This is a genomic window from Pseudomonas sp. 1L-B-1-E-C1 (assembly GCF_057291835.1).
This window is the reverse complement of sequence record NZ_JBXAWN010000009.1, coordinates 123,662-143,821: the sequence shown is the minus strand read 5'-3', so window position 1 is coordinate 143,821 and position 20,160 is coordinate 123,662. Positions and strand designations below refer to the sequence as shown.

Sequence of the window (20,160 nt, the reverse complement as noted above, 5' to 3'; positions counted from 1 at the left end):
AACCCTGGTTAATTGATAAGAAATGATGAGGCGTCACCATGGCAGATTTATACGAAAACCCAATGGGCCTGATGGGCTTTGAGTTCATCGAGTTCGCAGCGCCGACTCCCGGCACGCTGGAGCCGATCTTCGAGATCATGGGCTTCACCAAAGTCGCGACCCACCGTTCCAAGAACGTGCACCTGTACCGTCAGGGCGCGATCAACCTGATCCTCAACAACGAACCCAACAGCGTCGCCTCGTACTTCGCTGCCGAACACGGCCCGTCCGTTTGCGGCATGGCGTTCCGCGTCAAGGATTCGCAGAAAGCCTACAGCCGTGCACTGGAACTCGGCGCTCAGCCGATCCACATCGAAACCGGTCCGATGGAGCTCAATCTGCCAGCGATCAAAGGCATCGGCGGCGCGCCGCTGTACCTGATCGACCGTTTCGGCGAAGGCAGCTCGATCTACGACATCGACTTCGTGTTCATCGAAGGCGTTGATCGCAACCCGGTCGGTGCCGGCCTGAAGATCATCGACCACCTGACTCACAACGTTTATCGCGGTCGCATGGCCTACTGGGCGAACTTCTACGAGAAGCTGTTCAACTTCCGTGAAATCCGTTACTTCGACATCAAAGGCGAGTACACCGGTCTTACTTCGAAAGCCATGACCGCACCGGATGGCATGATCCGCATCCCGTTGAACGAAGAGTCGTCCAAAGGCGCGGGCCAGATCGAAGAGTTCCTGATGCAGTTCAACGGCGAGGGCATCCAGCACGTTGCATTCCTCACCGACGACCTGATCAAGACCTGGGATCAGTTGAAGAAAATCGGCATGCGCTTCATGACCGCGCCGCCGGATACTTACTACGAAATGCTCGAAGGTCGTCTGCCAAATCACGGCGAGCCGGTCGATCAGCTGCAATCGCGCGGCATTCTGCTCGACGGCGCGTCGGAGCAGGGCGACAAGCGCCTGCTGTTGCAGATCTTCTCGGAAACCCTGATGGGCCCGGTGTTTTTCGAATTCATCCAGCGCAAGGGCGACGATGGTTTCGGCGAGGGCAACTTCAAGGCGCTGTTCGAATCGATCGAGCGTGACCAGGTGCGTCGTGGTGTGCTGACCACCGAGTAATTTGCACCTGAAATGAAAAATCCCGGCCTGCAGAGATGCAGGGCCGGGATTTTTTTCAGAATCAAAAGATCGCAGCCTTCGGCAGCTCCTACAGGAAAAACGCATTCCAAATGTAGGAGCTGCCGAAGGCTGCGATCTTTTGCATTCAGGAGCGGCGTTGGCGCGTCAAATGCTTGAAGCCCTCGAAAACCAGCACCACCACCGCCAGCCAGATCGGGATGTAGGTCAGCCATTCTCCGGACTTGATGCTTTCCCCGAGCAACAATGCCACTGCAAGCAACAACACCGGTTCCACATAACTCAACAACCCAAACAGACTGAACGGCAGCAAGCGGCTGGCGATGATGTACACCACCAGCGCCGAAGCACTGATCAGGCCGAGCAGCGGAATCAGCCACATCAACGCCGGGTATTGATCGAACACTGCCAGCCCTTGTTCACCTCCCTGCACAAACCAGTAGGCGACCGGCAGCATCAGGGTCATGTCGACCCACAGCCCACCGAGGTTGTCGGTTTTCAGGTATTTGCGCAGCACGAAATACAGCGGATAGCCGACCACGACCACCAGTGTCGCCCAGGAAAATCCGCCAACCTGATACAACTCGTTCAACACGCCGAGGCTGGCGAAAACCACCGCGATCTTTTGCAGCCTGGACAGGCTCTCGCCATACGCAATCCGCCCGGTCAGCACCATCGCCAGTGGCAGCAGGAAGTAGCCCAGCGACACATCCAGGCTGTAGCCGTTGAGCGGCGCCCACATGAACAGCCACAACTGCACGCCGAGCAGGGCGGAAGAAATCAGCAGTCCGGCAATCAGTTTCGGCCTGGCTGCCATCAACCGAACCAACTCCAGCACCCGACGCCATTCCCCGGACACCAGCATGAACAAGGTCATGCACGGCACGGTCAGGAGCATCCGCCAGCCGAAGATTTCCACACCGCTCAGAGGCGTCAGCAGCGACGTGTAGTAATACATGACGGCAAACAGCACTGAGGCTGAAACCGATAAAGCGATACCTTTAGACAAACTGTCCTCGCGGCGTGATGGTTGAACAGGGCGCGCAGGATACGTGGTTTTTGTGCTGAATATTGAGCGGATGCTCATTATTTCCCACATTCAGGAGCTAAGCACAAAACCTGTGGGAGCGAGCCTGCTCGCGAAGGGGCCAGCAGCTTCAGTATAAATGTCGCGTCCGTTGCCGCTTCGCGAGCAGGCTCGCTCCCACATTTGATTGCGTAAAACCCGCACTCTGCTCACGCCACTTATCCCCCGTTTGTGCAGTTTTAGGCCTGACGCGGTTTACGCCCCGACACAAAATGGCTCACATCGTTGAAACCCGGTGTCGAGGCATGCCCCGGTGTCACCAGCGAATCAATGAACGCCTCGTCTTCGGCCGTGATCTTCACGGCCTGCGCCCGCGTATAGGCGTCCCACTGTTGCTCGGTTCGTGGCCCGACAATCGCAGAGGCCACCGCGCTGTTGTTCAACACCCAGGCAATCGCAAACTCGACCATGCCGACGCCGCGCTGCTCGGTGTAGTGCTGAATCTGCTGGGCAATGCGCAACGACTCCACGCGCCACTCGGTTTCGAGGATGCGCTTGTCCTGCCGTCCGGCGCGGCTGTTGGCGTCTGGGGTCACATCGGGTGCGTACTTGCCGCTGAGCACGCCACGGGCCAGCGGGCTGTAGGGCACCACACCAAGACCATAGGTTTGCGCGGCGGTGATCTGCTCGGTCTCAGCCTGGCGGTTGACGATGTTGTAAAGCGGCTGGCTTATCACCGGTCGATCAACGCCAAGTTTGTCAGCGATGCGAATCACCTCCGCGATCCGCCAGCCGCGATAGTTCGACAAGCCCCAATAGCGAATCTTGCCTTGGCGAATCAGGTCGCCAATTGCCGACACGCTGACTTCCAGGGGCGTGTTGTGGTCTTCGCGGTGCAGGTAATAGATGTCGACGTAGTCAGTGCCGAGCCGCGTGAGGCTCGCTTCGAGTCCGTTGAAAATATGTTTGCGGCTCAGACCGCTGCGGTTCGGCACACCGTCCACCGGGCCGAAACCGACCTTGGTAGCGAGCACCCATTCGTGCCGATGGCGGGCGATCGCCTCACCGACGATTTCTTCGGAACGGCCATTGGTGTAGACGTCGGCGGTGTCGATGAAATTGATGCCCTGATCCCAGGCCTTGTCGATGATCCGCAGCGAGTCCTCTGCGCTGGTCTGCTCGCCGAACATCATTGTGCCGAGGGTGAGCGTGGAGACCTGCAAGCCCGAATGGCCCAATGTGCGATAGCTCATGCCGAAATCCTTTTGTCGGTGGGAAGGGTTTAATCAAATACCAGAAGCGTCAGAGCCCGCAAAGTGAATTGTTGCGTTGGTTAAACGCAAAAAGATCGCAGCCTTCGGCAGCTCCTACAGGTAACGCATTGCAAAGTAGGAGCTGCCGAAGGCTGCGATCTTTTGATCTGCGCCTCTGATTAAGCCCGCAACGTCCGCGTCATCCGCAACGCCAACAGACTCCCGCCGACAATCACCGCCGCCAGCACATACAGTGCCGCATCCGTCGAACCGGTGCTGTCCTTGACCCAACCCACCAGGTACGGGCTCAAGAACCCCGCCATCTGCCCCATCGAGTTGATCAAGGCCAGACCGCCAGCCGCCGCGCCCGCGCTCAGCATCGCCGTCGGCACCGGCCAGAACATCGGCAGACCGGTCAATGCGCCCATGGTTGCGATCGTCAGGCCAAGAATCGCAATCGCCGGATTCGCCGCAAAATTCACTGCGATCACCAGCCCGACAGCGCCCATCAGCATCGGCACCACCAGGTGCCAGCGGCGTTCCTTGCGCAAATCTGCCGAGCGGCCGACCACCAGCATGAACACTGCTGCGAGCAGATACGGAATCGCACTCAGCCAGCCGATCACCAGGTTATCGCTGAAACCGAGGTTCTTGATGATTGACGGCAGCCAGAAGTTGATCGCGTAGACGCCGCTCTGGATGCAGAAATAGATCAGGCCGAAGGCCCAGATCGCCGGGTTCTTGAACACCGCGAGCAGCGAGTCGGTGGCGGTTTTCGGTTTGTTGGCGAGGTCTTCGGCATGGTCGGCTTCGAGCACCGAACGTTCGTGGGCGGTCAGCCATTTGGCGTTGGCGAAGCTGTCGCTCAACAGGAAATACGCCAGCGCACCGAGGATCACCGTCGGGATGCCTTGCAGCAGGAACATCCACTGCCAGCCGGCAAGACCACCCTGGCCGGCGGCGAAGTGATTGAGGATCCAGCCGGAAAACGGGCTGCCGAGCAAACCGGACACCGGGATTGCCGACATGAACAACGCCATGATCCGCCCACGACGGAAGGTCGGGAACCACTGCGAGAGATACAGCACGACGCCCGGGAAGAAACCGGCTTCAGCGGCCCCGGTGAAAAAGCGCAGGGTGTAGAACTCGGTTGGCGTGGTGACGAACAGCAGGCAGGTCGACAGCGTGCCCCAGGTGATCATCATCAAGGCAATCCAGCGCCGTGGTCCGAAGCGGGTCAGTGCCAGGTTGCTCGGCACGCCGCACAGCACGTAGCCGATGAAGAAAATCCCGGCGCCGAGGCCGTAGACGGTTTCGCTGAATTTCAGTGCATCGAGCATCTGCAACTTGGCGAAGCCAACGTTGACCCGGTCGAGGTAGTTGAACAGGTAGCAGATGAAAATGAAGGGAATCAAACGCAGGGTGATGCGTTTGTAGACGGCGTTTTTACCGTCGTCGATGGTCTGGGTAGCTGCGGCGCTCTGCGACATAGCGGCTCTCTCTTTATTATGATTTTTTGCGATGCAAAGGGTAACGTTGATCGCCCTGAGAGTCTCGGCCACCTTTGGCCGGATTGTCTTTGTGCCTGAGCACAGGGTTTGCCGCCAGACCCTGTGCGGCTGAACAACCGTTCGTGCCTGAACTGAAGGATTACCGCCGCTATGTTCGAACTCGATCACGACCTTGCCCAGGACATCGTCGACCGGGCCATGGCCATTTTGCCGTACAACGTCAATGTCATGGACAGTCAGGGCCTGATCCTCGGCAGCGGCGAACCGGAACGTATCAACACCCGACATGAAGGCGCGCAACTGGTGCTGGCCAACGGGCGTGTGGTTGAAATCGATGCGCAGACTGCGGTGCACCTCAAAGGCGTGCAACCGGGGATCAATCTGCCGCTGCTGCTCGATCAGCGTTTGATTGGCGTGCTTGGCCTCACTGGCGAGCCGGAGCAATTGCGCACTTACGCCGAACTGGTGCGCATGACCGCCGAAATGCTTGTCGGCCAGCGCAATCAGCAGGCCGAGCAGCAATGGCGGCGCCAGCGTTGCGATGATCTGCTGGCGTTGCTGTTGAGCGAGGCGGGGGATTCGCCGCGTCTGCTCGACGAAGCGCAGCAGCTCGGGCTAAAACCACAATTGACGCGGGTGCCGTACCTGTTTGAACTGGGGCTTGAGCACGGACCGGGGCAAACCGTAGAAGCTTTGAGTGCATGGCTGACGTCGCGTTATCCCGACAGTTGGTGCGTGAGTTCGGCGAAGTCTTCGCTGCTCTGGTGTCGCCCGGCGAGCCAGAACGTCGAGCATGATCGACTGCTGGAAAAACTCGATGGCCTCGGCTGGAAGGTTCTGCGCATTGCCGTCGGGGGGCAGGCGGATGGCCTGGCCGGGTTGCGTCGTTGCTATCGACGGGTCGGCGATTTACTGGCCTATGGTCGAGACGTGTTGCCGCACTCGCGGCTGCTGACGCTCAATCGCTATCGCTTGCCGGTCATGTTGTGGCGCCATCGCAACGACGATGCGCTGGACGAACTGCTCAAGCCACTGCGCAAGGTCATCGCCAAGGACAGCAACGGCCAGTTACTGGCGACCCTGCGCAGTTGGTGCGAGCACGACGGTCAGAGTCAGGCCTGCGCCGAGGCGTTGGGCATTCATCGCAACAGCCTGCGCTATCGCATGGAACGGATTGCCGAGTTGAGCGGGGTTGATCCGTTGAAGCTGGACGGGATGCTGGCGTTGTATCTGGGGGTGCAGCTGTTGCCGCAGACGGATCCGGATTGATCGGTGTTTTCAATGGCCCCTTCGCGAGCAAGCTCGCTCCCACATCTGTAATGCATTTCAAAATGTGGGAGCGAGCTTGCTCGCGAAGGGGGCGGCACATCCAATGCAAGGTTTTTGTGGAAATGAACAACAATCATCTCCCGCCCTTGTGCACCCGACCGGCGTCAAGGCGCGGGCCGACTGGCAGCATGAACGCCAATGCAACCGGAGAATTCCCATGAAGATCGTCATCGCCCCCGATTCGTTCAAGGACAGCCTGAGTGCCCAGGGCGTTGCCGAAGCCATAGCCCTCGGACTGGCCCAGGTCTGGCCGCAGGCGACGCTGATCAAGTGCCCGATGGCCGATGGCGGCGAAGGCACGGTCGAATCGATTCTCGCGGCCTGTGAAGGCGAGTTGCGCCGCACCCGCGTACGCGGTCCGTTGGGCGCGCCGGTGGATGCGGCGTGGGGCTGGCTGCCGCACAACCACACCGCGATCATCGAAATGGCCGAGGCCAGCGGCCTGCAATTGGTGTCGCCGGGGCAGCGCGATGCCTGCATCAGCAGCACCTTCGGCACCGGTGAACTGATTGGTGCAGCGCTGGATGCCGGCGCGCAACGGGTGATTCTGGCGATTGGCGGCAGCGCGACCAACGACGGCGGTGCCGGGGCGATGCAGGCGTTGGGGGTGAAGCTGCTGGATGCGCAGGATCAGCCGTTGGGGCCGGGCGGCCTTGCGTTGGCGCAACTGGCGCGACTCGATCTCAGTGGACTTGATCCACGTCTGGCCGAGGTACGTTTCGACATCGCCGCCGATGTCAACAATCCGCTGTGCGGCGCTCATGGCGCCTCGGCCATTTTCGGCCCGCAGAAGGGCGCGTCGCCAGCGCAGGTTGAGCAACTCGATCAGGCGCTGGGGCACTTCGCTGAGCTTTGCGCGCAAGCATTGGGCAAGGACGTGCGCGATGAACCGGGCAGCGGCGCGGCGGGAGGTCTGGGGTTTGCCGCCAAGGCTTTTCTCGGCGCGCAGTTTCAGGCGGGCGTCGAGGTGGTGGCGGAACTGGTCGGGCTTGCTGAGGCGGTCAACGGTGCGGATCTGGTGATTACCGGCGAAGGCCGTTTCGATGCGCAAACCTTGCGCGGCAAAACGCCGTTCGGTGTCGCGCGGATTGCCAAACAGCATGCCGTGCCGGTGATTGTGATTGCCGGAACCTTGGGCGAGGGCTATCAGGAACTCTATCAACACGGCATCGACGCCGCGTTCGCCGTTACCAGCGGACCGATGACCCTGGAACAGGCCTGCGCGGAAGCACCACGGCTGCTGCGTGAACGCGCCACCGATATCGCTCGGGTCTGGCAACTCGCCGCCAAACGCTGAACCGCTTGCCTATGTAGGAGCTGTCGAGTGCAACGAGGCTGCGATCTTTTGATCCTGCTATTAAAAGTCAAAAGATCGCAGCCTCGTTGCACTCGACAGCTCCTACCAAAGGCAGCGGAGCTGGGTTGATTGTTGTGACGTTCCGAAAAATATTTGCGGCAGACCCGAAACCTTCCTCAAGCCTGGCCGATACAACGGTCAGGCGCGCACAAAACCATAACCCAGTGACGCCGGACTGCCGCCCTCCATGGGCCAGTACTCACGGCATGGACGCTCGTAGTTTCTTTCTTTCGAGAGTCCGACCATGTCCCTGCGTAATCTGAATATCGCGCCCCGTGCTTTCCTCGGTTTTGCCTTTATCGCCTTGCTGGTGATTGTCCTCGGCGTGTTCGCCGTCAGCCGTATGACGGTCATTCGTCAGGCGTCGATCGACATGGACACCAACCAACTGCCTAGCGTGACTCACCTCAGCGTGGTCACGGAAAACGTTCTGCGTATGCGCATTCTGTCGTTCCGTGTGCTGGTCAATCGCGAACCGGCCAGCTTGCAAGAGGCAGAAACCCGCATCGCTGTGCTGGTCGACAAGGTGCGCAAAGCCCAGACCAGTTACGCCGCGCTGCCGGCAGGCCCAGAGGAGCAAGCAGTTTTCCAGACATTTTCGACCACCCTCGATAACTACCTGCAAGCGCAGAACCGCATGCTTGAGCTGTCGCGCCAGGGCGATCTGGAAGCGATGCGTGCGTTGATCAACACGCGCATCAAGGAAGGCACCGATCAAATGGGCGAGCAGCTCAACAAATTGATCGGCATGAACACGGCCGGGGCCAAAGCGGCGGCCACCAAGGCTGGTGAAAACTATGACAGCGCCATCACCGGGATCATCATCGTCGCCGTGATCGCAGCGCTGGCCACCGTATTGCTCGCCTGGTTGCTGACCCGCAGCATCGTCACGCCGCTCAACCGTGCGGTCCTTGCTGCGCAAACCATTGCCGATGGCGATCTGAGCAAAGCCATCGAAGTCGACGGCAAGGATGAACCGGCGCGCTTGCTCGAAGCCTTGGCCGCGATGCAGACCAACCTGCGGAAAACCATCGAGCAGATCGCCGGTTCTGCCACGCAACTGGGCGCGGCAGCCGAGGAGCTCAGCGCCGTCACCGAGGAAGCCTCCCGTGGCTTGCAGCAGCAGAACAATGAAATCGAGCAAGCCGCCACTGCCGTCAACGAGATGACCGCTGCGGTGGAAGAAGTGGCGCGCAACGCCGTGTCGACTTCCGAGGCCTCCAACCAGTCGACCCACGCCGCCCGCGAAGGCCGTGATCAAGTGGTGAAAACCGTCGACGCGATCCAGACCATGACCCACGACGTGCAGAACACCGCACAGATGATCGAAGGCCTCGCCGCGCAGGGCCGTGACATCGGCAAGGTGCTGGACGTGATTCGCGCCATCGCCGAGCAGACCAACTTGCTGGCGCTCAACGCTGCGATTGAAGCCGCGCGTGCCGGCGAGGCTGGCCGTGGCTTTGCCGTGGTGGCTGATGAAGTGCGAGCCTTGGCCCATCGCACCGCGCAGTCGACCCAGGAAATCGAGAAAATGGTTGCCGGCATCCAGAACGGCACGGGTGAAGCGGTCTCGTCGATGCAGCAAAGCAATCAGCGCACCCAGTCCACCCTGGAAATGGCCCGCGCCGCCGGTGTGGCGCTGGAGCAGATCACCCAGTCGATCCATCAGATCAACGAACGCAATCTGGTGATTGCCAGCGCCTCGGAAGAGCAGGCGCAAGTCTCGCGCGAGGTCGACCGCAACCTGGTCAACATCCGTGATCTGGCGACGCAATCGGCCGCCGGGGCCAACCAGACCAGCGCCGCGACCCATGAACTGTCGCGTCTCGCAGTGGATTTGAACGCCATGGTGGCGCGTTTCGTGATTTGAGATACGGTGAAGGCTGGAAACCGCGCTAACAGGAGACGTAGATGCGCTATTCAGCCTTGACCCAACGAATCGCCGGGGAGGGTGCCGCTGCCTGGCAGATTCACGACCGAGCGCTGGAACTGCGCGCCGAGGGCGTTGATGTTTTGTTGTTGAGCGTCGGCGATCCGGATTTCGATACGCCGTTGCCGATCGTCCATGGCGCTATCGACAGCCTGCTGGCCGGTGATACGCACTATGCCGATGTGCGTGGTCGGTTCGAATTGCGCAAGCTGATTGCCGAGCGTCATCGCCAGCGCAGTGGTCAGCGGGTTGATCCTGACCAAGTGATTGTCCTGCCCGGCGCGCAGTGCGCGGTGTATTCGGTGGCGCAATGTCTGCTCGATCCGGGCGATGAAGTGATCGTCGCTGAGCCGATGTACGTCACCTACGAAGGCGTGTTCGGCGCCTGCGGAGCCACGGTGATCGCGGTGCCGGTTCGCCCGGAAAACGGTTTTCGTGTCGATCCGGCTGATGTTGCCGCGCGCATCACCCCAAAAACCCGCGCGATGCTGCTCAACAGCCCGAACAATCCCAGCGGCGCCAGTTTGCCCTTGCTGATCTGGCAGCAACTCGCAGCGCTGTGCATTCATCACGATTTGTGGCTGATCAGCGATGAGGTGTACAGCGAGCTGTTATATGAAGGCGAGCACATCAGCCCGGCGAGCCTGCCGGGCATGGCCGAGCGCACCGCGACGATCAACAGTCTGTCGAAATCCCATGCGATGACCGGTTGGCGCATCGGCTGGATGATCGGCCCGAAACCCTTGGCCGAGCATCTGGTGAACCTGTCATTGAGCATGCTTTTCGGTCTGCCGGATTTCGTGCAGAAAGCCGCGCAAGTGGCGCTGCAAAGCGATCTGCCGGAAGTTACGCAAATGCGCGAGGAATACCGGTTGCGGCGCGATCTGGTGTGCGAGCGGTTGCAGGGTTGCCCCGGTTTGCAGCCGATTCGCCCGGATGGCGGGATGTTTGTAATGGTCGATGTGCGCCAGACTGGGCTCGGCGCTCAGGCGTTTGCCGAGCGATTGCTGGAAGGTTACGGAGTGTCAGTGTTGGCCGGTGAAGCATTCGGGCCGAGCGCGGCGGGGCATATTCGGATTGGGCTGGTGGTGGATCGGGTCAAACTGGCGGATGCCTGCGCGCGGATTGCGTTGTGTGCGGTGCAGCTTTTGCAGGCGCGCAGTGCCTGATGGATTTGCGTAGTCTGTAAAGGCCTCTTCGCGAGCAGGCTCGCTCCCACAGAGAAATGCATTTCAAATGTGGGAGCGAGCCTGCTCGCGAAAGCGGTATTACCGCCAACGATTAATTTGGATTAACCAGATTCGCCGGCCGCTGCCCACCCAGCGCCGCCAACAGATTCTCCACCGCACACCGCGCCATCGCCTCGCGGGTTTCATGCGTCGCCGAACCCATGTGCGGCGTCGCCACCACGTTGCTCATCTGCAACAACGCCGAGTCATGATTCAACGGCTCGCGCTCGAACACATCCAGCCCCGCAGCGCGAATACGCTTGTTGCGCAACGCTTCGATCATTGCCGCCTCATCAACCACTTTGCCCCGTGAGATATTGATGAAGATGCTCTCCGGGCGCATCAACGCAAACTGCTCGGCGCCGATCAAACGTTCGGTCTGTGCCGTCAGCGGCAAGGTCAGGCAAATGAAATCGGCCTGCTGTAGCAATTCTTCGAGGCTTCGATACTGCGCATCAAAACGCGCCTCCACCGCCGGCTTGCGCGACTGACTGTGGTAGATCACCGGCATGCCGAAACCGAAATGCCCGCGCTGGGCCAGGGCCTCGCCGATGCGGCCCATGCCGATGATGCCCAGCGTCTTGCCGTGCACATCGGTGCCGAAATGCGCCGGGCCGATGTTGCGGCTCCACTGCCCGCCACGGACCATGTTCGCCAGTTCGACTACACGGCGGGCGGCGGCGAGGATCAGTGCGAAACCGGTGTCGGCGGTGGTCTCGGTGAGCACATCCGGCGTGTTGGTCAACAGGATCTTGCGCCGGCTCAGGTAATCGATGTCGTAGTTGTCGACGCCCACCGAAACGCTGGCGATGGCCTCCAATTGCGGCGCTAGATCGAGCAGGGCGGCATCGAGTTTCAGGCTGGCGCCAAGCAAACCGTGGGCGCGGGGCAGGGCATCACGCAGTTGCATGAGGCCATCGGCGTCGAGGCTTTCGATCAGTGTTACGTCGAAATTCTCTTGCAGGCGCGCCATCAGCGCGGGCGAAAGTTTCTTGTACAGCACGACCTGTTTTTTCATGGCAAAAGTCCTTTCAGGAATGCGCCGGCACACGCGGCGTGGCGGCGGCTTTGGCGACGACGCGATCACTGGCGCCGGGCTTGAGGAAAATGGTCAACACCACCGACAGCAACAGCGCGCCGCTCATCAATAAATAGGAAGCGCCGGGCGAGCCGGTGGAGCTGTTCAGATAGCCGACCAGATACGAGCCGCCAAAAGAACCGAGCGCGCCCATGCTGTTGATCAGCGCCATGGCGCCGCCCGCGACGTTGGCCGGCAGGATCTCCGGAACGATGGCGAAGAACGGACCGTACGGCGCGTACATGCAGGCGCCGGCGATCACCAGCAGTGTGTACGACCACCAGAAATGTTCGGCGCCTAATACATACGAGCCATAAAACGCGATCGAAGCGATCAGCAGCGGCGGCCAGACGAAGCGTTTGCGCTTCTGCAACTTGTCCGATCCCCACGACACCGCGAGCATGCCGATCACCGCCGCCAGATACGGCAGCGCCGACAGCCAGCCAGCCTCGATCATGTCCATTTGTGCGCCAGCCTTGAGGATCGACGGCAGCCACAAAACGAAACCGTAGACGCCGATGCTCCAGCAGAAAAACTGCAGCGCCAGGATGATCACCTTCGGCGAACGGAATGCCTCGGCATAGTTCTTCACCGCTTTGATCCCGACCTGTTCAGCGGCGAGGGCGCTTTCCAGATCCTGCTTTTCCTGGTCATTGAGCCACTTGGCCTGGGCCGGACGATCGTCGGCCAGACGCCACCAGATAAACGCCCAAAGCACCGCCGGCAGCCCCTCGATAATGAACATCCAGCGCCAGCTGAAATGCTGCACCAGATAACCCGAGACCACCGACATCCACAGCATGGTCACCGGGTTGCCGAGAATCAGAAAGGTGTTGGCCCGCGAGCGTTCGGCACGGGTAAACCAATGGCAGAGGTAGACCAGCATCGCCGGCATCACCGCCGCTTCGACCACGCCGAGCATGAAGCGAATAACGATCAGCCAGTAGGCGTTGGAGACCACGCCGGTCAGCGTGGCGAGGCCGCCCCAGAGAATCAGGCTGACGAAAATCAGCTTCTTCACACTGTGCTTTTGTGCGTAGATCGCGCCCGGTACCTGGAAGAAAAAGTAACCGAGAAAGAACAGCGCACCGAGCAGCGAAGACAGGCCTGGGGTGATCATCAGGTCTTCGGCCATGCCCGATGCAGCGGCAAAGCCGTAGTTGGCACGATCGAGATAGGCCAGGCTGTAAGTGATGAACACAATCGGCATGATGTACCACCAGCGGCGGGTGGCGAGGGTTGCAGTTTTCATCGGTGTGACTCCTGAGCTTGTTGTTTTTGTCGCAGCAGGTTCATTGATTTGCGGTAATCAGGCGGGCCTCTTCGCGAGCAAGCTCGCTCCCACAGTTGAAATGCGTTCTCCTGTGGGAGCGAGCTTGCTCGCGAAGGCGGCCTCAAATTCAATCGATAACTCCTGGCGGGTCGGCAGCCCCTCCATGTCGCCACGACTCTGCACCGCGCGACTGCCAATCCAATTCGCCCGCTGCACCGCTTCGGCAAAGCTCTGATGCTCCAGCAGGGCACTGATCATCCCCACCGCAAAGCCATCTCCGGCGCCAACCGTATCGACGACATTGGCCACCGGCACGCCGGCGACAAAACCCTGATCCAGCTGCGTGCGGTAGTAAGCGCCTTCAGGCCCGAGCTTGATCGCCACCGCTTCCGCACCTTGATCAAGATAAAACGCAGCGATGTCCGCCGGGTCGTCAAAACCGGTGAGCAAACGACCTTCGCTCAAACCCGGCAGCACCCAATGGGCAAGGGCGGCGAGGCGGTTGATCTCGCGGATCATCTCGCCCTCGCTGGCCCACAGGCTCGGGCGCAGATTCGGGTCGAAGGACACGCTGCGCCCGGCGTTGCGCATGCGGGTCATCAGTTCGAAGGACATTTCCCGCGCCGAGGCGGATAGCGCCGGTGGGATACCGGTGGCGTGCAAGTGACGGGCGCTCAGCAGGTTGTCGCTTATGGAGTGCGCCGACAAATGACTGGCTGCCGAACCGCGCCGGAAATATTCGACCTGCGGGTCGCTGCCATCGTCATTGCGCGATTTGAACTGGAAACCCGTTGGCTGGTTTTTATCGACTTCAACGTGGCTGCAATCCAGACCTTCCTTGATCAGCGTCTCGACCACAAAGCGCCCGAGTGAATCATTACCGACCCGGCTCAGCCAGGCGACGTTGAAACCCAGCCGCGACAAGCCGATCGCTACGTTGCTGTCGGCCCCGGCAATACGTTTATGAAACTGCTCGACCTTCGCCAGATCACCGGTCTGTTCGGCAACCAGCATCGCCATGGTTTCACCGAAAGAAAGAATATCGATCTCAGACATGAGCTGGCTCCAGGCGCGATTGACCAAGGCGGGCGAGGGCGGCGACGTGTACGCGGGTCAGTTGCACCAGGTCATCGCCTTGCAACGGGTATTCGGCGGCGCGCATAACGCCTTGGTCCATGTGCCGCAGCAGTTGTTCCCACAGATGCAGGTCGCTGATGGCTGGCGGTACGGCGACCAGTTTGCCGTCGGCGCGACGGGCCACGGCTTTGCAATGCACATAACCGACATGACGGCCGAGCGCACGTGCAGCGCTGGCGGCAGACTGGTCTTGCCAATGCCAGTTGCCGATATCGAAAGTCATCTTGATCGGCAGGTTGTGCTCCTCGACGGCGGCGAAGAAACGCTGAAACGGCTCGATGCGACCGCCATGCAGGGTCTGGTCGTTTTCCACCAGCAACTGCACCGGGCTCGGCTTGAGTAGCTCGGCCAGTGCCTGCAAATCAGAGTTGTCAGTGAAATAGCCGAGCGACACTTTCAGCCACTTCGAACCGAACACCTGGGCCTGTTGCAGCGCGGTAATCAATTCGGGATTGGGCTGCGCTTGCCCTGCGAGCCAAAGTTCGGTGGGTGAGGAATAAATGCTTTGCAGGCCCTGCGCCTGGGTAGCCTGAGCCAGTTGCGCCGGGTCTTCACGGGTCAGCAGCTCTTCGCGCCACTCGATGCGATTGGCCCCGGCCGCCGCGAGAATATCGATGAAGGAATCCTGGCCACGCTGGCGCACAAGCTCGGCGCCGTAGCTGGACAGACTGATGGAAACGGCTGGTTTATTCATTGTTTTGACCTCTGAAACCGGTTTCATTTTTATTCAAAAAAGTATCAGTGAGTGATGTGTTGTTTTTGCTGGCCTCTTCGCGAGCAAGCTCGCTCCCACATGGGAATGCATTTCAAGTGTGGGAGCGAGCTTGCTCGCGAAGGCGTCAGATCAGACACCGCCAACCTCACGGGTCGACCCACGCTCAATAAGCACCGGCGCAAAATCCACAATTCGCGCCACCTCATCATCACCGCGCAAGCGCTTGAGCAGACACTCAAACGCCCGCGCGCCTATCTCTTGTGTCGGCTGAGCCAGCGCGGTAATCCCGCTGCCCACCAACGGATACCAATCCAGATCATCCAGGGCGATCAGCCCGACATCCTCGAACAACCGGACATCCAATACTCGCAATGCCGATGTGGCCGCCAACGCCGCCACACCATTGGCGCAAAAGAGTGCTTTCGGGCCATTGCCGGATGTGTTTAAAAAGGTTTGAAGTTGCGCGTTCAGAGCGTCGCCGGTTTCCAGCACCGCACCGGCCAATCCCGAGCGCTGAGCAATCTGCGCCTTGAAACTGCTGACCCGCTCGATCCGCGAACTGGTGCCGTCAAACGGTTCCGTGACCATCACCAGATCCCGATAACCGCGCAGCTCCAGATGCGCGAGCGCCATCTCTATCGCCAGCGGGTTGTTCAACCCGACCATGTCGCTGTCGAGCCCATCGACCTTGCGATCGACCAGCACCAGTGGCATCTCGCGGCGCAGCTCATGCAATTCGTCACGGTGATGGCCCAGCGTGTTCACGATCAGCCCTTCGATGTTGTACGAGCGCAACAGCGCCAGATGCTGGCGCTCCTGCTCGTCATCGCGGTCGGTGTTGCACACCACCAGGCTGTAGCCGTGCGCACGGCAGGCGGTTTCCACCCCGTGCATCACGGCAATTGAATAAGGGTTACGGATATCGGCGACAAGCATGCCGATCAGGCGCGTACGCCCGCGTTTCAGGCCACGGGCCATTTGATTGGGGCGGTAGCCCAGTTCGCTGATGGCTTGTTCGATGCGCAAGGCAATGGCATCAGACAGCAGGGTGCGGTCATCACCGATGAAACGCGACACGCTGGCCTTGGACACGCCTGCGCGTTCGGCAACATCAAGCATGGTGACGCGGCTGCGCTGGGCGGCGGAAAAGTCGTTCACGGTCTGAAACCTTGTTATTGGATTTATAGGCCCAAGGCGGAAACACCCTGAAACCGGTTTCAGGAAACACCAGAAACAAATCGGCCGTCAAGTGAATGGTTGTGAGGTTGCCCGTCGATACCGACAGGCGGACGATTGCCTACCCGAATAAACCGGCGGCAATATTGATCGAAAAACCCAGAATCGCAGTGTTGAACACAAAACCAATCAGCGACTGCGCCAAAACGATTTTGCGCACGCCCCGAGTCGCTACGCCGACATCCGAAGTTTGCACAGCGACGCCGACGGTGAACGAGAAGTACAGAAAATCCCAATAATTGGGGGTGGTCAGTCCTTCGGCGAAACGCAGCGCCGGCTCCTTGCCATCCCAGGTGTAAAACAATCTTGCGTAGTGCACGCAGAAAATCACCCCGATCAGCAGCCATGAGCCAATGACCGTGAATGCTGTGAACGCGTAATGCATCAGTTTGTGGGTGCTATCCAGATCCTTGCTGCCGGCCAGTTCGAAGGTGATGGTGGCCAGGCTCGCCAGCGCGGCAATGCACACCACGAACAGCACCAGGCTGGCATTCTCATCTTCGACTTCAGCGATGCGTTGGACGTCCGTTGCTTTGGCGCGCACGGTCAGCCAGAACATCAGGACCAGGTAAGTCCAGACACCGACGTTCCAGCCGATGAGGATTTTGCTGACGATCGAATCGGCGGGGACCAGCACGCCGGTGGCGAGTCCGAGCAGAGCGGCGGCGGAGAGGCGAGGGTGGGTGCGGGCGAGGAAGCGCATGGGGACTCACGTCGGTGAACTGTCCCTGCACCATAGCGCACGCAATCCTGCTTTTGTAGGAGCCGATGGCTGCGACCTTTTGACTTTAGCTTTTCAAGATCAGAAGATCGCAGCCTCGTTGCACTCGACAGCTCCTACATTTGGATCAGTGGGGTTTGGAGAATCGTTTTACGAGCTTCATGACGACGACAAAGAACACCGGCACGAAGATCACTGCCAGCGTTGCCGTAATCATCCCGCCGATCACGCCAGTGCCGATCGCCTGCTGGCTGGCCGAACTGGCACCGGTGGCAATGGCCAATGGCACTACGCCAAGAATGAACGCCAGCGAAGTCATTACGATCGGTCGCAGCCGCAAACGCGCGGCCTGCAACGTCGCGTCGATCAGGTCGTGGCCTTCGTCATACAGGCTCTTGGCGAACTCGATGATCAGGATCGCGTTCTTCGCCGACAGGCCGATGATGGTAATCAGGCCAACCTTGAAGAACACGTCGTTAGGCATCCCGCGCAACGTGACCGCCAGCACAGCGCCCAGCACGCCCAGCGGCACAACGAGCAGCACCGAAGTCGGAATCGACCAGCTCTCGTACAGCGCCGCCAGACACAGGAACACCACCAACAGCGACAAACCAAGCAGGATCGGCGCCTGATTGCCGGACAACCGTTCTTGCAGCGACAGGCCGGTCCATTCCTGGCCAAGGCCTTTCGGCCCCAGTGCTACCAGTCGCTCGATTTCCGCCATGGCCTCACCGGTGCTGTGCCCAGCTGACGGTTCGCCGGAAATTGCAATCGCCGGATAGCCGTTGTAGCGGGTCAGCTGCGCCGGGCCCTGAATCCAGTTGGCCTGAACGAATGCCGACAGCGGCACCATGTCCCCGGCGGTATTGCGCACGTGCATCTTCAGCAAGTCATCCACCTGACTGCGCTGATCACCTTCGGCTTGCACCACCACCCGCTGCATGCGCCCCTGATTGGGGAAATCATTGATGTAGCTGGAACCGACCGCAGTGGACAGCACGCTGCCGATGTCGGCAAACGATATGCCCAAGGCATTCGCCTGTTTGCGATCAACGACCAACTGCACTTGCGGCGCTTCGGCCAGCGCGCTTTCACGCACGTTCATCAATATCGGGCTTTTCTCGGCGGCGGCGAGCAATTCGCTGCGCGCCTGCATCAACGTCGCGTGGCCCAGGCCGCCGCGGTCCTGCAAGCGGAACTCGAAGCCGCTGGATGTGCCGAGGCCATCCACCGGCGGCGGCAGTACCGAGAACGCCATGGCGTCCTTGATCTGACTCAATGCAGCGTTGGCGCGCTCGGCAATGGAGCTGGCGGCATCGTCACCGCCCCGTTCCGACCAATCCTTGAGCGTTGAAAACGCCAGCGCCGCGTTCTGCCCGCTACCGGAAAAACTGAAGCCCAGAATGATCACGCTGTCACTGATCCCCGACTCGCCAGCGTTATGCGCTTCAAGCTGCTCGGCTACTTGCACCGTACGGTTCTTGGTCGCGCCGGGCGGCAATTGAATATCGGTGATGGTGTAGCCCTGATCTTCGGTGGGTAGAAAAGAGGAGGGCAGTCGCGCGAAACAGAGGCCCAGTCCGACCAGCAGCACGACGTAGATCAGCAGGTAACGCCCGCTACGTTTCAGCGCATAGCCGACCCAGCCCTGATAACGATCGGTCAGGCGCTCGAAGCGGCGGTTGAACCAGCCAAAAAATCCGGACTTCTCGTGATGCTCACCCTTGGCAATCGGCTTGAGCAGTGTCGCGCACAGTGCCGGGGTTAACGTCAGGGCGAGGAACGCCGAGAACAGAATCGATGTTGCCATCGACAGCGAGAACTGCTTGTAGATCACCCCGACAGAACCTTGCATGAACGCCATCGGAATAAACACCGCGACCAACACCAGAGTGATGCCGATGATCGCCCCGGTGATCTGCGTCATCGCCTTGCGCGTGGCGTCCTTGGGCGATAAGCCCTCGCTGGCCATGATCCGTTCGACGTTTTCCACCACGACGATGGCGTCGTCCACCAGAATGCCGATGGCCAGCACCATGCCAAACATGGTCAGCACGTTGATGGAAAAACCCAGCGCGAGCATGGTCGCGAAAGTGCCCATCAGTGCCACCGGCACGACCAGTGTCGGGATCAGCGTGTAGCGCACGTTCTGCAGGAACAGGAACATCACCGCAAACACCAGCAGCATGGCCTCGCCAAGGGTGTAGATCACTTTGGTGATCGAGACTTTGACGAACGGCGACGTGTCGTACGGAATCTTGTATTCGACGCCTGCCGGGAAGTAGCGCGCCAGTTCGTCCATCTTCGCCCGGACCAGGGTCGCGGTACTCAGCGCGTTGGCGCCCGGCGACAGTTGTACGCCGACAGCGGTGGACGGCTTGCCATTCAGCCGTGTGCCGAACTGGTATTCCTGACTGCCGATCTCAACCCGCGCGACATCACCGATGCGTACGGTGGAGCCGTCGCGATTGGCTTTGAGCACGATGTCGGCAAATTCCTGCGGCGTCGACAACTGGCCTTTGACGAGAATCGTCGCGGTGATTTCCTGGGTCGAAGGTGACGGCAGATCGCCGATGCTGCCGGCCGAAACCTGGGCGTTCTGCGCAACGATGGCGGCGTTGACGTCGGCCGGCGTCAGATTGAAAGCGATGAGTTTCTGCGGATCGATCCAGATGCGCATCGCCCGTTCGGCACCGTACAACTGCGCTTTGCCGACACCCTCCAGACGCTTGATTTCGTTCATCACGTTGCGCGCCAGATAATCGCTGAGCGCGACCTCATCGAGCTTGCCGTCGCTGGAGGTCAGAGTAATCAGCAACAGGAAACCGGAAGAGACCTTCTCCACCTGCAAACCCTGCTGATTGACCGCTTGCGGCAGGCGCGACTCGACTACCTTGAGGCGGTTTTGCACGTCGACCTGCGCCAGTTCCGGGTTAGTGCCCGGCTGGAACGTCGCCTTGATCGTCGCGCTGCCGAGGCTGCTTTGCGATTCGAAGTAGAGCAGGTGATCGGCACCGTTGAGTTCTTCCTCGATCAGGCTGACCACGCTTTCATCGACAGTCTGCGCCGAGGCGCCGGGATACACGGCGTAGATTTCGATCTGCGGCGGTGCGACGTCGGGGTATTGCGCCACTGGCAACTGCGGAATGGCCAGCGCACCGGCCAACAGGATGAACAGGGCAACCACCCAGGCGAACACCGGGCGGTCGATAAAGAACTGCGGCATATTAG

Annotated in this window: 15 protein-coding genes; 5 read left to right on the top strand and 10 right to left on the bottom strand. The window is 60.2% G+C overall.

Translation table 11 applies throughout. The features are described 5' to 3' along the window. Positions 1-38 precede the first annotated feature (38 nt). Complete coding sequence (gene hppD, locus AC0Z4S_RS17075; protein WP_016774910.1) at positions 39-1,115, top strand: 4-hydroxyphenylpyruvate dioxygenase; 1,077 nt, start codon at positions 39-41, stop codon at positions 1,113-1,115. A 145-nt stretch (positions 1,116-1,260) separates the two neighbouring features. Here hppD and rarD read toward each other — a convergent pair whose 3' ends face one another. From rarD to AC0Z4S_RS17060, 3 genes are all read right to left on the bottom strand, one after another. Beyond that, positions 1,261-2,142: an EamA family transporter RarD gene (gene rarD / locus AC0Z4S_RS17070; protein WP_485623854.1), complete on the bottom strand. Its 882-nt coding sequence runs from the start codon at positions 2,140-2,142 to the stop codon at positions 1,261-1,263. A gap of 257 nt (positions 2,143-2,399) precedes the next feature. Further along, entirely contained in the window at positions 2,400-3,413 is a 1,014-nt protein-coding gene (locus AC0Z4S_RS17065; protein WP_485623853.1) for an aldo/keto reductase, read from the bottom strand. A gap of 179 nt (positions 3,414-3,592) precedes the next feature. Beyond that, entirely contained in the window at positions 3,593-4,903 is a 1,311-nt protein-coding gene (locus AC0Z4S_RS17060; protein WP_039762752.1) for an MFS transporter, read from the bottom strand. Between the two features lie 171 nt (positions 4,904-5,074). Between AC0Z4S_RS17060 and AC0Z4S_RS17055 the strand changes: the two genes are divergently transcribed. From AC0Z4S_RS17055 to AC0Z4S_RS17040, 4 genes are all read left to right on the top strand, one after another. After that, the gene (locus tag AC0Z4S_RS17055; protein WP_485623852.1) at positions 5,075-6,193 is read left to right on the top strand and encodes a sugar diacid recognition domain-containing protein; all 1,119 of its coding nucleotides are present in this window, start codon (positions 5,075-5,077) and stop codon (positions 6,191-6,193) included. Positions 6,194-6,410: 217 nt separating this feature from the next. Continuing rightward, complete coding sequence (locus tag AC0Z4S_RS17050; protein ID WP_485623851.1) at positions 6,411-7,550, top strand: glycerate kinase; 1,140 nt, start codon at positions 6,411-6,413, stop codon at positions 7,548-7,550. A gap of 304 nt (positions 7,551-7,854) precedes the next feature. Further along, on the top strand, positions 7,855-9,480 hold the full coding sequence (locus AC0Z4S_RS17045) for a methyl-accepting chemotaxis protein (protein WP_485623850.1): 1,626 nt from the start codon (positions 7,855-7,857) through the stop codon (positions 9,478-9,480). Positions 9,481-9,521: 41 nt separating this feature from the next. Next, complete coding sequence (locus tag AC0Z4S_RS17040; RefSeq protein WP_485623849.1) at positions 9,522-10,709, top strand: pyridoxal phosphate-dependent aminotransferase; 1,188 nt, start codon at positions 9,522-9,524, stop codon at positions 10,707-10,709. A 112-nt stretch (positions 10,710-10,821) separates the two neighbouring features. Here the strand turns inward: AC0Z4S_RS17040 and AC0Z4S_RS17035 are convergent, their stop codons facing one another. From AC0Z4S_RS17035 to AC0Z4S_RS17005, 7 genes are all read right to left on the bottom strand, one after another. Beyond that, a complete protein-coding gene (locus AC0Z4S_RS17035; protein WP_485623848.1) occupies positions 10,822-11,787 on the bottom strand; it encodes a 2-hydroxyacid dehydrogenase in 966 nt (321 codons plus the stop codon). Between the two features lie 13 nt (positions 11,788-11,800). Beyond that, a complete protein-coding gene (locus AC0Z4S_RS17030; protein ID WP_485623847.1) occupies positions 11,801-13,099 on the bottom strand; it encodes an MFS transporter in 1,299 nt (432 codons plus the stop codon). A 57-nt stretch (positions 13,100-13,156) separates the two neighbouring features. Further along, entirely contained in the window at positions 13,157-14,176 is a 1,020-nt protein-coding gene (locus AC0Z4S_RS17025; protein ID WP_485623846.1) for a sugar kinase, read from the bottom strand. Further along, entirely contained in the window at positions 14,169-14,951 is a 783-nt protein-coding gene (locus tag AC0Z4S_RS17020) for a sugar phosphate isomerase/epimerase family protein (protein ID WP_485623845.1), read from the bottom strand. Before AC0Z4S_RS17020 ends, AC0Z4S_RS17025 begins: the two co-directional genes overlap by 8 nt. Before the next feature lie 150 nt (positions 14,952-15,101). Continuing rightward, entirely contained in the window at positions 15,102-16,130 is a 1,029-nt protein-coding gene (locus AC0Z4S_RS17015) for a LacI family DNA-binding transcriptional regulator (RefSeq protein ID WP_485623844.1), read from the bottom strand. Between the two features lie 139 nt (positions 16,131-16,269). Beyond that, entirely contained in the window at positions 16,270-16,911 is a 642-nt protein-coding gene (locus AC0Z4S_RS17010) for a DUF1345 domain-containing protein (protein WP_253502246.1), read from the bottom strand. Positions 16,912-17,056: 145 nt separating this feature from the next. Beyond that, positions 17,057-20,155, bottom strand: coding sequence for a multidrug efflux RND transporter permease subunit (locus AC0Z4S_RS17005; protein ID WP_485623843.1), 3,099 nt, complete (start codon positions 20,153-20,155; stop codon positions 17,057-17,059). Positions 20,156-20,160: the final 5 nt, after the last annotated feature.

What these genes read in the sequence shown, in the direction of transcription:
- hppD (WP_016774910.1), top strand. Translation starts at nt 39, where the DNA reads ATGGCAGATTTATACGAAAACCCAATGGGCCTGATGGGCTTTGAGTTC.
- AC0Z4S_RS17065 (WP_485623853.1), bottom strand. Translation starts at nt 3,413, where the DNA reads ATGAGCTATCGCACATTGGGCCATTCGGGCTTGCAGGTCTCCACGCTC.
- AC0Z4S_RS17060 (WP_039762752.1), bottom strand. Translation starts at nt 4,903, where the DNA reads ATGTCGCAGAGCGCCGCAGCTACCCAGACCATCGACGACGGTAAAAAC.
- AC0Z4S_RS17055 (WP_485623852.1), top strand. Translation starts at nt 5,075, where the DNA reads ATGTTCGAACTCGATCACGACCTTGCCCAGGACATCGTCGACCGGGCC.
- AC0Z4S_RS17050 (WP_485623851.1), top strand. Translation starts at nt 6,411, where the DNA reads ATGAAGATCGTCATCGCCCCCGATTCGTTCAAGGACAGCCTGAGTGCC.
- AC0Z4S_RS17045 (WP_485623850.1), top strand. Translation starts at nt 7,855, where the DNA reads ATGTCCCTGCGTAATCTGAATATCGCGCCCCGTGCTTTCCTCGGTTTT.
- AC0Z4S_RS17040 (WP_485623849.1), top strand. Translation starts at nt 9,522, where the DNA reads ATGCGCTATTCAGCCTTGACCCAACGAATCGCCGGGGAGGGTGCCGCT.
- AC0Z4S_RS17035 (WP_485623848.1), bottom strand. Translation starts at nt 11,787, where the DNA reads ATGAAAAAACAGGTCGTGCTGTACAAGAAACTTTCGCCCGCGCTGATG.
- AC0Z4S_RS17030 (WP_485623847.1), bottom strand. Translation starts at nt 13,099, where the DNA reads ATGAAAACTGCAACCCTCGCCACCCGCCGCTGGTGGTACATCATGCCG.
- AC0Z4S_RS17025 (WP_485623846.1), bottom strand. Translation starts at nt 14,176, where the DNA reads ATGTCTGAGATCGATATTCTTTCTTTCGGTGAAACCATGGCGATGCTG.
- AC0Z4S_RS17020 (WP_485623845.1), bottom strand. Translation starts at nt 14,951, where the DNA reads ATGAATAAACCAGCCGTTTCCATCAGTCTGTCCAGCTACGGCGCCGAG.
- AC0Z4S_RS17010 (WP_253502246.1), bottom strand. Translation starts at nt 16,911, where the DNA reads ATGCGCTTCCTCGCCCGCACCCACCCTCGCCTCTCCGCCGCCGCTCTG.
- AC0Z4S_RS17005 (WP_485623843.1), bottom strand. Translation starts at nt 20,155, where the DNA reads ATGCCGCAGTTCTTTATCGACCGCCCGGTGTTCGCCTGGGTGGTTGCC.